General features: G+C 44.2%; 14 protein-coding genes. 4 read left to right on the top strand and 10 right to left on the bottom strand.

The annotated features are described in order from the left end of the window. The first annotated feature begins 159 nt into the window (after window positions 1–159). The 3 genes from rpsT (at window position 160) to AC5ZC7_RS02045 (ending at window position 3,483) form a co-directional block, all read left to right on the top strand. The gene (gene rpsT / locus AC5ZC7_RS02055) at window positions 160–414 is read left to right on the top strand and encodes a 30S ribosomal protein S20 (protein ID WP_496159826.1); all 255 of its coding nucleotides are present in this window, start codon (window positions 160–162) and stop codon (window positions 412–414) included. 74 nt (window positions 415–488) lie between these two features. Next, complete coding sequence (locus tag AC5ZC7_RS02050) at window positions 489–2,213, top strand: M14 family zinc carboxypeptidase (RefSeq protein ID WP_496159827.1); 1,725 nt, start codon at window positions 489–491, stop codon at window positions 2,211–2,213. Window positions 2,214–2,454: 241 nt separating this feature from the next. Further along, window positions 2,455–3,483 (top strand): PDDEXK nuclease domain-containing protein, encoded by a 1,029-nt coding sequence (locus AC5ZC7_RS02045; protein ID WP_496159828.1) that lies wholly within the window; start codon window positions 2,455–2,457, stop codon window positions 3,481–3,483. A 267-nt stretch (window positions 3,484–3,750) separates the two neighbouring features. Here AC5ZC7_RS02045 and AC5ZC7_RS02040 read toward each other — a convergent pair whose 3' ends face one another. From AC5ZC7_RS02040 to AC5ZC7_RS01995, 10 genes are all read right to left on the bottom strand, one after another. After that, on the bottom strand, window positions 3,751–4,794 hold the full coding sequence (locus AC5ZC7_RS02040) for a beta-ketoacyl synthase chain length factor (RefSeq protein ID WP_496159829.1): 1,044 nt from the start codon (window positions 4,792–4,794) through the stop codon (window positions 3,751–3,753). Further along, window positions 4,784–5,998, bottom strand: a complete 1,215-nt coding sequence (locus tag AC5ZC7_RS02035) for a beta-ketoacyl synthase N-terminal-like domain-containing protein (protein WP_496159830.1) — start codon at window positions 5,996–5,998, stop codon at window positions 4,784–4,786. The genes AC5ZC7_RS02040 and AC5ZC7_RS02035 overlap by 11 nt, the downstream gene beginning before the upstream one ends. A gap of 13 nt (window positions 5,999–6,011) precedes the next feature. Further along, window positions 6,012–6,269 carry a phosphopantetheine-binding protein gene (locus AC5ZC7_RS02030; protein ID WP_127035163.1) on the bottom strand — a complete coding sequence of 86 codons (258 nt, stop codon included), beginning with the start codon at window positions 6,267–6,269 and terminating at the stop codon, window positions 6,012–6,014. 92 nt (window positions 6,270–6,361) lie between these two features. Then, the gene (locus AC5ZC7_RS02025) at window positions 6,362–7,654 is read right to left on the bottom strand and encodes an ABC transporter permease (protein WP_496159831.1); all 1,293 of its coding nucleotides are present in this window, start codon (window positions 7,652–7,654) and stop codon (window positions 6,362–6,364) included. A gap of 52 nt (window positions 7,655–7,706) precedes the next feature. Continuing rightward, window positions 7,707–8,456, bottom strand: a complete 750-nt coding sequence (locus tag AC5ZC7_RS02020; protein WP_496159832.1) for an ATP-binding cassette domain-containing protein — start codon at window positions 8,454–8,456, stop codon at window positions 7,707–7,709. Between the two features lie 18 nt (window positions 8,457–8,474). Further along, a complete protein-coding gene (gene darH / locus AC5ZC7_RS02015; protein ID WP_496159833.1) occupies window positions 8,475–9,479 on the bottom strand; it encodes a BtrH-related acyltransferase DarH in 1,005 nt (334 codons plus the stop codon). 131 nt (window positions 9,480–9,610) lie between these two features. After that, window positions 9,611–10,009 carry a flexirubin biosynthesis protein DarG gene (DarG, locus tag AC5ZC7_RS02010; RefSeq protein WP_496159834.1) on the bottom strand — a complete coding sequence of 133 codons (399 nt, stop codon included), beginning with the start codon at window positions 10,007–10,009 and terminating at the stop codon, window positions 9,611–9,613. A gap of 25 nt (window positions 10,010–10,034) precedes the next feature. Next, complete coding sequence (gene darB / locus AC5ZC7_RS02005; RefSeq protein WP_496159835.1) at window positions 10,035–11,171, bottom strand: dialkylresorcinol biosynthesis protein DarB; 1,137 nt, start codon at window positions 11,169–11,171, stop codon at window positions 10,035–10,037. A gap of 180 nt (window positions 11,172–11,351) precedes the next feature. Then, window positions 11,352–12,272 (bottom strand): hypothetical protein, encoded by a 921-nt coding sequence (locus tag AC5ZC7_RS02000; RefSeq protein WP_496159836.1) that lies wholly within the window; start codon window positions 12,270–12,272, stop codon window positions 11,352–11,354. Between the two features lie 323 nt (window positions 12,273–12,595). After that, window positions 12,596–13,333 carry a GIN domain-containing protein gene (locus tag AC5ZC7_RS01995; protein WP_496159837.1) on the bottom strand — a complete coding sequence of 246 codons (738 nt, stop codon included), beginning with the start codon at window positions 13,331–13,333 and terminating at the stop codon, window positions 12,596–12,598. A 92-nt stretch (window positions 13,334–13,425) separates the two neighbouring features. On the opposite strand from AC5ZC7_RS01995, the gene guaA reads away from it, so the two are divergent. Further along, window positions 13,426–14,964 (top strand): glutamine-hydrolyzing GMP synthase, encoded by a 1,539-nt coding sequence (gene guaA, locus AC5ZC7_RS01990; protein WP_496159838.1) that lies wholly within the window; start codon window positions 13,426–13,428, stop codon window positions 14,962–14,964. The last annotated feature ends 101 nt before the right edge of the window (window positions 14,965–15,065 follow it).

The following is a 15,065-nucleotide window of genomic DNA, read 5'->3' as shown; positions in this document are numbered from 1 at the left end:
TCGTTTTTCGATACGCCGGGTGGAAAAAATCAGAAAAAATCAAGTGATTATCTGTGATAAAAGGAGCTTATATTTGCCCTTTGACGGAAAAAGTACATTTAGTTTGTTTTCTATTTGGGAAATAGTTACCTTTGCCGTCCGAAACTTGAAATTTGAAAAATGGCAAACCATAAAGCAACGAAAAAAGACGTACGTCAAAGCAGAAAGCGCAACGAGCGTAACCGTTACTACGGTAAAACTACTCGTAACGCCATCCGTGACCTGAAAGCGCTGACTGACAAAGCAACAGCGGAGAAAGATTTAACTGAGGTAGCTTCTATGCTGGACAAACTTGCTAAACGTAACGTTATTCACAAGAACAAAGCAGCAAATCTGAAAAGCAAGCTGGCTAAGCGCGTTTTAGCGATGGCTTAATTGTTTCAGTAACAATATTTACAGCTCTTCCTCCCAAAGGAAGGGCTTTTTGTTTTTCCACTCACTTTCGTATAATGAAAAAGATAATTATACTCCTCGCCACCCTCCTTCCAATACGATCTTACGCACAGGACCTGACCACCCGCTATGAAAAAACCGCCGGCCAGGAAACTGCTACCTACCCAGAAGTCATCCAATATTACCAACTGCTCGCCAAACGCTTCCCGCAAATTCACCTGCAAACCATCGGCAGCACAGACGCCGGCTTTCCCCTGCACCTGGTCACCTACTCCCCCCAAAAAGATTTCGACTTTAAAAGTCTCCATAAAAAGAATAAACGCATTATCCTCATCAATAACGGCATCCATCCCGGCGAGCCCGATGGTATAGACGCCAGCATGATGCTCCTGCGGGACATTGCCCAGGGCAAAGTCAAGCTCCCTGATAATATTGTCCTCGCCGTTATCCCGGTATATAATATTGGCGGCATGCTCAACCGTTCCCCCTGGTACCGGGTGGATCAAAATGGCCCCGACGCCTTCGGCTCCCGTGGCAACGCCCAAAACCTGGACCTGAACCGCGACTTTATCAAAGCCGATTCAAAAAACGCGTTAGCGTTCCAGCAAATCTACCACCTCGCCGATCCCGATGTATTTGTGGATAACCATGTCAGCAACGGGGCTGATTACCAGCACATCATGACACTACTCACCACTCAGCACAATAAACTCGGTGGCGCTATGGGCGAATTCATGAACAAAACATTTGAACCCGGACTATACGCTCTCATGAAAACAAAAGGCTACGACCTCGTTCCCTATGTGAATCATTTCGGCGAAACACCCGACAGTGGATGGGTAGAATTTGCAGACCTACCACGTTACTCCACCGGCTATACCACCCTCTTTCATACCTTCGGATTTGTGCCCGAAACCCATATGCTGAAACCCTATCCAGCCCGTGTAAAAGCTACTTATGCACTGATGGAATGTTTTATCCAGTTTACTTCCACACATAGCGAAACCATCAAACAACTGCGGGAACAAGCCAAACAAACAGCTATTACACAAAAAACATTTCCATTGTCGTGGCAAGCGGATATGAACACCTATAACATGATCACTTTCCGTGGATTTGAATCAGGACATAAACCCAGCGCCATTTCCGGGCTACCACGCCTGTATTATGATCGTAACAAACCCTACACCAGGCAGGTGAAATTCTACAACACTTTCACGGAAGAAAATTTTGTGGAAAAGCCCCGCGCCTATATCGTACCACAGGGATGGTGGAGCGTTATCCATCTCCTGAAAAATAATAATGTGCAACTACAACCACTGCCACACGATACCACCGTGTATGTGGAAGTATATCACATCGCAGATTTTCAAACCTATCCCAAACCGTTTGAAAAGCATTACCTGCATACCAACATCAAAGTGACCAGTAGCATGGATTCTATCCACTTCCGCAAAGGCGACTACTACATTCCTATGAACCAAACGGCTAACCGCTTTTTGATGGAAACCCTGGAACCCACCGCTGGTGATTCCTATTTCGCCTGGAACTTTTTTGATGCTGTGCTCGGACAAAAAGAAGGTTATTCTCCTTATGTTTTTGAAGATACCGGCGCTGCTTATTTGCAGCAGCATCCGGAATTGCAGGAAGCATTGAATAAGAAGAAAGCTGTCGATACGGCATTTGCCAATAATGCCAGTGCACAACTGAATTTTATATTTAAAAATTCGCCTTATGCTGAACCGGAATACTTACGTTATCCGGTGTATAGAGTGAAATGATTTTGAAAGATGATATCGGCGAAGATATAAGCGGAGCTTGTATCTCCGCCTTTTATTTCTATTAAATCTGATATCAAAATAACAATGAACAGATCATTTTGTCAATGAACAAAATGAACAAGCTAAAATCGCTTATACCTTTTATTTTTGTTCCCGTTTACACGTTTGTTAACCGACTTCACACACGTGATGTAAACGACATTCTCTCTCTAAGTTTAACCAAAACAATCAACCCAACACAATGGACACAACCCTTTCATACAAGCAATTCATCACGGATATCAAGCATAATATCATCCGAAGCCGGTATCAGGCGATGAGATTAGCCAACCAAGAGCAATTAAAGCTCTATTACAAATTAGGGCAAATGCTTTCTGAGAAAATACATGCTGAAAATTGGGGAGCAAAAATAATAGAACAAATCTCACAAGATCTTCAACGGGAAATGCCCGGCCTTAGGGGCTTTTCATATACCAATTTGAAAAAGATGCGCCAATTTTATGACGTTTACAGTGCACCTGCAATTACGCCGCCAGTGGCGGCGCAATTACAGGAATCCTTTTACAGCATTAGCTTTACCCATCATATTATCATCCTGGAAAAATGCAAACAAGATACGGAACGCTTCTTCTATATATCTCAAACAGCAGAACAATTCTGGTCAAAAAGAGAATTAGCATATCACATTAGCGCTAATCTTTTCAAACATCGGGGCAACATGCCTAACAATTTCAACACAACCCTCCCCGAAAATATTAAGTCAAAAGCGCTCGAAGTATTTAAAGATGAATACCTGCTGGACTTTACTAATATTGATGATAACGATGACGAAGGCATACTTGAAAGTGAAATCGTGAACAATATTAAAAAGTTCATTATGAGTATGGGTAAAGGCTATTCTTTTATTGGCAATCAATACAAACTAACCGTAAACGACAGTGAGTTTTTTGTTGACCTACTCTTCTACAACCGTTACCTGCAATGCCTGGTAGCGATTGAACTGAAACGGAAAAATTTCAAACCAGCATATGCAGGTCAACTTAATTTCTATTTGAATGTATTAGACGATAAAGTAAAGTTAGCACACGAGAATCCGAGCATTGGCATTGTACTCTGCAAATCCAAAGATAATACAGTAGTGGATTACGCTATTAAATCTATCGATAAAGCGATGAGCGTGGGTACCTATAAGCATTTTAGTGAGGCACCTGATAACATGAAAGAATTTTTACCTGATGCAGCGACATTATCAAAAATGTTATCAGAATGAATAAGCAGATAATGCTATCAACCTTATCCTCAAGTTCGAGTTAGAAGTTTCCAATAAATTAAAAAATAATTCCATTCAAATTTGACAGACAGTGTCTAACGAATTTGAATGGAATTATTTTTTAATACAATTTAGCCCGCCAGTGGCGGGCCAATTATAAAAATTTGAAAATCAAATAAATATAATTCATCAGGCAGTAGCTGATGAATTCCTACACCTTATAATTAAATGAAATCGATCTTTGAGAAAAACCGGGAAAGTATAATATTAAACCCTCTCTAACAGCAACATCACATGCTGCTCTCCATAAAAATGATTATAGAATAAAATAGAGTTAATGGGCGCAGATAACGGTTGTTGCTGCGGAAACCATTGCTGAGGTATCTGTTGTGTTTTAATGATCTGTGCCGCCAACCACAACCCAAAAGCGCTCGCTGTATCATACTCTCCGCATAAATGCTTAAAGCATAATTGCGGAATACCAGTATAACAACTATCGAGCTCCTTATAAAAATGCTCATAATTGCTATCCCCATTACGACCGGAAACAATCAGATCCGGTTGTATACTCATTGCTTTCAGTGCTGCGCTGAGCTTATCCTGCATTGGTTTATACAACATTCGGAAACCGGAAATAGCGGCATAGCTATGCGCCGATGGTGTACCTGTCAGTGTAAAAAAAGTAGCGCCTTCTCCTGCAATGGAACCAGGTGATAAGTGCTCACATAAAGTGGCACTGTTGATGGATTCCTCTTTCCAGAAACCAATACGGCTCTTAATATAAAAATGCTCTGCGGTAATTTCTTCAAAAGCGCCGGTTAATGTATGAGAGGCCCCTTCCTGTATCAGCATGATGCTATCCAGCAACGCATTTTCAAAAGAGAAACCACGATGTACAAAAGTATTATTGTAAGCAGTGCATTTCTGTTGCAGGGCAATGAGACCGTTCACGGAATTGTAGGTAGACTGGATAAACGGCGTGGGATTCAATGCCGTTTCTTTATACTCTACTATTTCTTTAATGAACTTCTCTGTGTCCTGTAAGCTGCCTTTACCAGTACCGGTAACGATAGGGCCAGGTGTATCCAAACCGCTGTCTGCTGTACATTTGAGCGCAGCAGTAAGCCCCATTTTGAGTACGCGCGTCATGCGACGTAAACTATTGCCGGGAATAAATGGTTTATAATCGGGTTCAATACAGGCAAGCAGGTTACTATCTGTATGTATCAGTGGCGCTGAAAAAATATCCCCGTCAAAAGTTGGCTGCGGGGAGATAGCCGCCATTCCTTGTATGTAACAGTTAACCTTCATATTTGCTGATCACCAGGGATGCATTGTTGCCCCCAAAGCCGAATGAATTTGAAATAACATGATTTACGGGATAGTCTGTTATCAGTTCCGTTACCGGGCTGATAGTCAGTTCCTCCATTCTTTCCGTAAAATGGAGATTGGGGAAGATAATCCCGTGCTGTATAGCCAGCATAGCGTAGATCGCTTCAATAGCGCCCGCCGCTGCCAGTGTATGTCCTGTAAATGGCTTTGTAGAGCTGAATAAAGGCACCTTGTTGCCAAACATCCGCTCCAGTGCCTTGCCTTCTGAAACATCGTTGTTCAGTGTGGCCGTACCATGTACATTGATGTAAGATACTTCTTCCAATGATCGTCCACTCATCGCCAAGGCCGCTTTCATGGCCTCGTAGGCGCCATCTCCATCCGGTGAAGGAGAGGTGGGGTGAAACGCTTCGTTGGTATTACAATAACCGCTTAATTCTGCCAGGATCCGGCTGCCATTGGTCTTTGCAAAGGATTCTCCTTCCAATACCAGGTAAGCCGCTCCTTCACCCAGATTGAGCCCGGTGCGTTGTTGATCAAAAGGACGGCAAAACTGCTTATCCACATTTTTCAACGAGTTAAATCCATTCAGCGTAAAACGGGTCAGCGCTTCTGTACCACCGCATACCACTCTTGGTAACATGCCCTGCTTAATCATGCGTGCGCCAAACATCAGCGCATTGGCAGAAGAAGAACAAGCTGTACTGATAGTAGCAATATGTTCATTGAATCCAACGATGTCGGCTATACGTTGCGTGCAGTCCGCGCAATCCAGGGTGTCTATATATTGCAAAAACGTCCCTGTTTTTTCAGGGTCGATGATATCAAAATATAGCTTTTCTGTATCGCACATACCGCCCACAGTACTGGCGTTGATAAAACCGGTAGGGGCCGACTGTACGTCTGTTATACCGGCATCTTTCAACGCTTCCCGCATAGCCGCCAGTCCCAGTAAAGTAGTACGGGTAAACCCGTCCTTTTCCGGAATGCCGGCCAATGCAAACAATGATTCACTGGAATGCTTTACTTCTGCTACCGGCAACACGTTTTTGTAAATGGTATCTACGTACTGACTATAACCAAGCCCACTCTGTTGCGCCTTCAGGTTACGTAAATTTCCGGCTACATTATCACCAATAGCGGTGATCATTCCTACTCCTGTTATAAACACTCTTTCCGCCATGCAGCCAGTTTACTTATGCCGGTTGTTTTGATTGGATAAATTCTGCCATAGACTGAACAGACTGTAAGATCTTACGACCTTCACGCGGATCTTCTACTTTGATATGATATTGTCTTTCCAGCAACACCATCAGTTCCAGGGAATCAATACTGTCGAGACCCAGACCTTCTCCGAATAACGGTGCGTTGTCATCAATATCTTCCGGTTTAGTATCCTGAAGATTCAACGCTTCAATAATTTGCTCTTTCAGTTTCTTTTTTAATTCTTCCATAATGTTGTAGGTTTATCACCTGTTGTTCACAACAGGCGAATGCCCTTGTGGGGGGTAAAAATACAGTTTTACTATTGTTTTGAAAACATTTCTCAGTTCATTCTCCTTTTTTCTACCCACCCGGCTATGGCCAGCATAGCCAATCCTGTGAGTATTAATCTCAATACATTCTTCCACACATAATCAATATCGCCGTTGCGCAGGTAGATGTCGTTGATCGCATCCAATCCCCAGCTGAGCGGCGATAAATGCCCTAACGTCCGCATATTGGCCGGCATTACTTCCAGGGGTATCCATATACCACCGATGGCCGACAATATTACAATCGATATAGCACCGAAATTCAATGCCTGATTAGGTGTTTTAAACAAGGTCCCAATCAGGATACCGTATGCCGTGGCTGCCAGTCCGATCCCCGAAGCCACCAGCAAGGTAGCCCCGTGATGCTGTCCCATTACCAGTTTGGGTAAATCCAGGTGTGGCAGCACATAAATGCCCACCAGCATCATGGCATAAAATTGCAGCACACAAATGCCTACAAAGAACAACATCTTACCTGCCAAAATAGCCAGGTAAGAACCGGGTATTAACTTCATTCTCAACAAACTACCATCTTCCCGTTCGCGGATCATATTACCGGCAATCGGAATTACGATAAAAAACATAGCGAATATGCTCCAGGCCGGTACATTATGCTGCACAGAATTAGAGATCACATCTAACTGCTTCGCTGTGCCGGTACTCAACTCTTTTAGTCCTACCGCCTGCAGCCGGATCGGTACAGTATCTGTTTCCGCGGCGGTAGAATCTTTGCCGCGTAACTGGTGCTTGATACGGTCCAGCAACATATCTGTTTCCACCTGTGTCAGGAAATTATCCAACGCCTGGTGAATAGCCCCTTTAAAAGCCTTCTTGGCCGCCGGATCGAAATAAATAGTCACGTTCAGCGAATCTCCTCCTTTCTTCACCGGTAAAGATACTGACATCCCCATACGTTGGGAGATATCGTTCACAATACGATTTGCATTGCTTACAATTGCTGCGGTAGCACCTGCTGGTACAATGATGCTGATCTTGTACTTCCCTTCATTTACCAGCGCTTTGGCCCGCTCGGCGGTCACCGGCTGGCCATCCAGCGAATCAATGATATTAAATTGTCCGCCTGATTCCAATCCTTCTCTTACATAGCGTCCTAAACGGCCATGATCATTATCGACGGTTAATATATCAAACTTAATGTCCTGGTAATCCTTAAACGGTGCATCCTGGATCAGCGCCATGACGGTGATTAATACTACCGGCATCACAAACAGGAGTATTAATCCTGTTTTATCACGTAACAGCAGTTGCCATTCTTTCCTTATTGTTGCCAGTAATCTTAGCATAGCCTTTAGCTCTTAGCTGATCTCATTTAGTGTTCGTTCAATTTATTTCCTGTTAGTCTCTCAGGGCATGCCCCGTAAAATGAAGGAATACATCTTCCAGGTTCTTACAAGTTGGATGCGCCTGGATCAATGCCAGTGGATTTCCCTGTACTACCATCTTTCCTTCATCCATAATCACTACTTCTTCACAAAGTGATTGTGCCTCTTCCAGTAAGTGAGAAGTATACAGGATGCTGGCTCCCTGTTGGTTGTAATCTTTCAGGAATTGCAATATCAGGCTGCGGGATTGCACATCAACGCCTGCTGTAGGTTCATCGAGTACCAATAATTTGGGGTCGTGCAATATAGCAGCAATAATATTGGCGCGGCGCTTCATTCCGCCTGAATATTTATGTATCTCTTTATCCGCGCTTTTCTCTAATCCAAACAGTTCCAGGTAATGCATAATTTTTTGCCGTAGTGCCTTGCCTTTAAAACCATAGAGGTTACCGAAGTAGGTGAGGTTTTCTACGGCCGACAACTGCGGATATAATGCAATCTGCTGAGGAACAATACCAATAATATGTTTGATGGATTCGCGGTGGGCTGCATTTTGCTTCAAACCGTGAATCATTACTTCTCCACTATCACCGCCTACAATGCCACACAAAATAGAAATGGTGGTTGTTTTACCTGCTCCGTTAGGCCCCAGCAAACCAGCAATCTTTCCCTCACCAAACTGAAACGAGAGGCCTTTTAGAGTAGGCTCTGCGCTTCCGTTGTAGGTTTTATATAATTCATGCACTGATATGCCGGTCGTCATTTCACTTCCATATTTTAATTACCACTTCACGTGGGCCAGTTTCTTAAAGAACATCTCTTCTGAAGCGGCACACTGTAATAACATCTCACTTAATTCCCGGTAGGATACATTGTCTGTCGACCTGCTTTTACATACACGGCCCGCCGCAAATGCAAAATTACGCCAGAGATCACCGGTTTGGGTAAGTTCTACTGCCAGTTTACTCAACTCGTCTTTCTTCAGCAATACGGCTGCCTCCTGTAAAAATGCGGCATACAAAAAGCGGAAGCCGGCGCCGCCGGTACCTATTTCTTCCTGCATCCGGATAACATTTCCCAGGTATAAAGTCGCCTTGCGGTCGCCTGGATTTTCTGCATAATTGCGTACCCGCTTTGAAAGGAAACGGATCCCTTTCACCCCAAACATGGGCAGCGGCACTTTTAGCATAAAATGGCAGGCCTGTTCAATACCTGCTTTGATCGGCTTCTCGAAAGAAGCGGCAGGAGGTACATACACCGGATAGTACATTTTTCCTTTAGGTGCAGGAAATCCTTTGGCAAAACGAGCCTGTACCAGGCTTTCGGGGTCAATGGTGGTCACAGTATCCATCACCGGATCGCTGACCAGGTATTGCCCGTCTTCTTTGCCATACACCACCAGGTTATGTGCATTAAAATGGAAACGATAGGATGCCGGGAAATATGGAAGATAGTAAACGCTGGATTGCAGGCCCACAGGAATGCCTGCTTCTATTACCTTGTCCAGTGCTGCCATTCCTTTTTCCGGTGTAGAGAATTTTTCGGATTCCATTTTCACACCCAGGCGTTTGCATACCCGCTGAAAAATAGCGCCCGGCCATATCCGGTAAGTGGTACCAGGTACGCCATTTACCTTTACAAAGGGAAGATGGCCGAAAAATATACCTGCACCAATACCAAATGCCATGGGCTCACTGATTTGCAAACCATAATGACCCAGCAAATTTGATATCACACCACTCTCGCAATGTGCCGTTTGTGTGTGTTGGAAGAAAGAATTACTCATAATATTTTTTGAAAGAATTACGAATTACGAATTACGAATTACGGATTTGTGGGGAGATCTAAGCGTAGGTAATATGCTCATTTACCATCTACCCACAAATCCGTAATTCGTAATTTGTAATTCGTAATTATCTATTTAGCCTCCAGCAGATCTGTTAAACTCACTTTGAAGGCTGCTGCATAACGCTGTAACATTTTTTGGGGAAGCCGTTTAAAAACGCCGGGCTTCATGTGTCTTTTTACCTGCCATTGAAACTTCCCTACATAACTTGCCAGTAATGGCAGGTCCATCAGGTTCTTTTCCATATAATAGGCCACAGGGCTGATTTCACCAGCTGCCAAGCGGGCGCGGGCAGCTTTCACACGCTCATTTACTGCTTCCCAGGCCTGGTCCATTGCAATGTTCTCCGGTTCCCAGCCTGCACTCTGCACCTGTACATAATTACCGGAATTATCCACTGCATACATAATCTGCTTGAATGTACCCTCATGCAGGTTATCGCTATCCTGCGGTACTTCCTCTTTTTTCATGATGCCAGTTTTAAAGTGTGATGGCTTATACTACGGTAATGTGGGCATAAGCATACGAAAAACGTGCACTTTCCGGAACCATTAACACTATCTTCTGTCCTTTCTTAAAGCGCCCGGTATTCATCAGTTCTTCCAACATCAGGTAAGGAGATGCGGTACCTACGTTACCTACATTAGCCAGGTTGGTGAACCATTTTTCCAGCTTCACGGGAACGCCTAAACGAGTAATTTCTTCATCTATCTTTAATCTGAAAAATTCAGAAGATAAATGCGGCAGGAAGAAGTCCAGCTCTTCGAGGTTAATGTTATGACGCTCTACCAGCTCTTTCCACATTTTTGCTCCGGAAGGAACTATATTTTTACCCAGTAAGCGGGTGTCTTGTTTAAAGGAGAATACGCTATGCTGTGCCCACTCTTCCGGTGTCATATCTATCCAGCCGGTGGTGTTGCCATCCGGTTGTTTGATGGCACCTGCATACATACAGGTTTCCAGTTCATTGGCGTAAGACAGGATTTCTACCCAATCAACACGTAACGACAGGCCATCTTCGTTCGGCTTATCCTGGAACAAAGCAGCACTGGCGCCATCAGATAACATCCAGCGGAGAAAGTCTTTTTCGAAAGCGATGATCGGATTTTCATCCAGGCTTTTCAGGTTTTCTGCTTCTGGTTGAAATTTCTGTGCCAACATCCAGGCAGAAAATTTCTCAGAACCCGTACTTACCGCATTAGAAGTATTGCCACAACGAACAGACATCCACGCATATTTAAACGCCTGCATGCCGGCTGCACAAGCGCCTGTAGCTGCAATGAGCTCTACCGGCTGACATTTCAACAAGCCGTGTACCATGGCTGCATGATTGGGCAACAACTGATCAGGAGAAGTAGTACCGCAAGCAAGTAACTGTAATTTGCTGATTGGAAATTTCTCATCAAACAATTGTTCTACTGCCGTTGCCGTCATCTGTGCATTGGAATGCGTAGATTTTCCATCCTTGTCTAAAGAGTAGTAACGTGTTTTGATTTTGTTGTTACCCAGGATCTTTAAACGCGCACGGGAAGCTTTTCCATCTACCATGCCGAGAATGCTCTCCATTTCATCATTTTCAACAGGCTTGTTAGGTAAAAATTTAGACAGCCTGGTAATATAAACTTCCTTCATTTGAAAATTATTCGTCTTTTAAGGCTACATGTAAAACCTGATCAGAACTGCCTTGCCTTGCCAGTCAGCTCCCGGTGATAAACATATTTTAATTTAATATACGTTGTATGCAGACGTAAATATAGAATTCTAATTGGAATTACAACTATCACGCCATGCCGCCAACCACCTGCCGGGGGACTAACGCAGGGCAATACCCTTATAATAATCAACCTCGCGGTTCAGTTGCTGCTTCTTCAGATTTAATTGTATAAGAGAAGTAATGATGGAGATAGGCGTTAACACAAAAATCCCTACCAGTAACAATCCTCTGTACATTGACACACGTCCTTGCCGGGAAGCGGCGCCAGGACCACCTTTGGCGCTGATAAATTTCGCCCAGAAGCGGAAAGCCCTGATACCCTTGCCTTCCAGTACCACCAGATTAGGCAGTAACTCTACCGAATCCAGTGCCAATAATTGTGGGTGCAATGCTTCCCAATTACCTCCCGCCAACGCCTGCGCTATAGGATCGGCAAAACGGCTGGAAGTAATAATTTCATTCTCCTGCACACCCGCCTGGGGTAAAAACCGGGTGGCTTCTTTTTTACCTTTAAATGCCCAACGCAGAATAGTGATCACTGAAATAAGATTGGGCGACTTATCTACCAACACAATATTTCCTACTAAGTTGGCTCCTGCCTGCTGCAGGTATTGCTTTACTTTTTCCTGTGCATTCAGCCACATATTCCTGCTACCCAGTAACGTGATTACTTTTTTTCCACGCAATAACTGTTTGGCAGCTTCGCTTTGCAGGAAAGCAGCCGTAGGCTGAGAAGGAGACAAGAACCAGGGTTGGTAAGCAAGTATAACCAGGTCAAATGACGCATTCACATCTACTTTCAGCGGCTGTATAGCCCGTGGGGTAGACTGAACAGTTTCCGGCATGGTATCATAAAACTGCTGTTTTCCCCAGGGAAATGGGAAAGGCGTTACAGGCACCAACTGCTCGAACGTAATATCTGCTTTGCCTTCTAAAGGGGCCAGCACATGATCAATAATCCTTTTCAGTTGCCCGGTCTGGGTATAATATACCACCAGGATCTTCGGTCTTTCGTTCATAAAAGGAATAGGAGTTCAACAATTCAAGACGTAATTCGACAATTCAAATGGCAAAATCCACAATTCAAGCTGTAAACATACAAAAAAACAGCAATCATTCATGTGATTTAATGATAATTTGACGCGAAAGCTTGATGAGATGGGGTTCGAAATAAGGGGGTAACTGTTTGTGCCCCAGCCAGGTACAGCATCAACTCTGGATAATTAGCGAATGCTGTACCTGGACTCAAGGACTTGTTGTGCTTTATAAAAACATTCCTATAAACAGATAAACAGTATGAAATATGATTTTAGAAATGTTAAAGATTTGCAAATATTAAAAGCTACTTTTTCTGGACAGATCCGGAACCCGCTACCGAGGAAGAAACCTGTGGTTCACCCTTGTAGTGCACATCACCAGAGCCGGCAATTTTTGCATTCAGTTTTACGCTGGCGTATACATCTGCATCACCACTACCTGCAATAGACACCTCTACATTTTCAGCCAACAGCCCATCGCTACGGAAATTGCCGCTACCAGCAATGGCCACGTTTACGTCTTTGGTTTCCCCTTTCAGGTGCATATCACCGGAACCGGCAATAGAAGCCTTTACCGCCGGAGCTGTCAGTTCTCCCTTAACGTTCCCGGAACCAGACAATGCCACCTTCACTGGAGAAGTACTGGTAAACTTACTGGTTAATTCCACGTCACCGGAGCCAGACAAGGATACCTCGTCTACTTCAGGTGTCGTTAAATAAACATTGATTCCTTTATGCGTACTGATATTATAGCCTCTTTTCTCCCTTACAATCAGTCTTCCATCCTCTTCTATTAGTTCTATCAGCGGGATAATATTATCTTCTGCTTCAATCACGGCAGCTTTGGCAGGGCCCTGGGCCAGGTATACATTCATCATACCTTCCGCCTTTACCCGGTGGAAAGCAGCTAAAGGCCTTTCCTCCTTGGTAACATGCCCGTTTCCCTTCACCCGATTCTGTCCGATTACTTCGCAGGAATTTAATAGTAAGGTTGCTGAAATGGCCATGGTGGCCAGACATAGGAGCGATTTTGTTGATATCATGGGTTTAAATTATTACAGAAAGGTACGCCAGATTTCTGAATTTCGAATTTCAAAATCCGAAATTGCCGGAAGCACTTTATCTTTGCACCACCATGACAGAAAAGATACTTATCCTCGATTTCGGTTCGCAGTATACACAGCTGATTGCACGCAGCATCCGTGAACTGAATGTTTATTGCGAAATTAAGCCTTGTCTTCAGCCCATAGCCTGGGACGAAACCATCAAAGGTGTTATATTATCCGGTAGTCCGTTTTCAGTAAATGACGAAAACGCACCAATCATTGACATTGCGGCTATTGCAGCCAAAGTACCTGTACTCGGTATCTGCTATGGCGCTCAGATGATGGCCAAAGTTTTTGGCGGCGAAGTCGCTAAAAGCAATATCCGTGAATACGGCCGTGCCTTTATGGAGCACACTGATAAAGAGGAAAAATTATTATATGATATCTCTGGCAAAAGCCAGGTATGGATGAGCCACTCCGATACGATTAAACGTATTCCGGAAAGCTTTGATATCATTGCCACCACAGAAAACATCCCCGTAGCAGCTTTCAAAAGCACTACAGTAGCGGCTAACCCGGTATTCGGCTTACAATTCCACCCGGAAGTAACCCACTCCCTGGAAGGCAAACAAATCCTCCGCAACTTCCTGTTACATATTTGTAACTGTAGCCAGGACTGGACTCCAGCTGCTTTCGTACATGAAACAGTAGAAAAAATCAAAGCACAGGTTGGCGATAAACGGGTAGTAATGGCATTGAGCGGCGGAGTAGATTCTACCGTAGCTGCTGAACTGATCCACAAAGCCATCGGCAAAAACCTGTTCTGCATATTTGTTGACAACGGCCTGCTGAGAAAAGACGAATTTGAAACCGTACTGGAATCATACAAACACATGGGCTTAAACGTAAAAGGGGTCAACGCAAAAGACCTTTTCTACGGTCAACTGGCCGGTGTATCCGATCCGGAGAAAAAACGTAAAATCATTGGTGGCCTGTTCATCGATGTTTTCCAACAGGAAGCTACCAGCCTTACCGATATCTCATTCCTGGGTCAGGGTACCATTTACCCCGATGTAATTGAATCCGTTTCTGTAAACGGCCCTTCCGTTACCATCAAATCCCACCATAATGTAGGCGGATTACCTGAAAAGATGAATATGCAACTGGTAGAACCACTGCGTTTCCTCTTTAAAGACGAAGTACGCCGCGTAGGCCGCGAAATTGGCATCAGCGAAATATTCCTGGGCCGTCACCCATTCCCGGGTCCTGGCTTAGCCATCCGTATCCTCGGCGCCATCACCCCGGAAAAGGTAGCCATGCTGCAGGAAGCAGACGCCGTATATGTAGAAGGACTGAAAGAAGCCGGCTTATACGACAAAGTATGGCAGGCCGGTACCATCCTCCTGCCAGTACAAAGCGTTGGCGTAATGGGCGATGAACGTACTTACGAATTTACCGTAGCACTCCGTGCCGTTACTTCTGTAGATGGTATGACTGCAGACTGGGCACACCTGCCTTACGAATTCCTCGCTAAAATGTCTAACGACATTATTAACAAGGTGAAAGGCATTAACCGTGTAGTATACGATATCAGCTCTAAACCACCAGCAACTATTGAGTGGGAATAATCCCCTACTGTAGAAGCAGAAAGCATAAAGCAGAAAGCAAAAAGCTATTGTAGCGATTGATTAACGGGAATTTTCAATATTTATCTCCACTTTATCATCCG

This window comes from Chitinophaga sp. 9-1-y (genome assembly GCF_059511905.2).
Note: the sequence above shows the minus strand (reverse complement) of the source record. Positions and strands in the feature narration are given on the sequence as shown.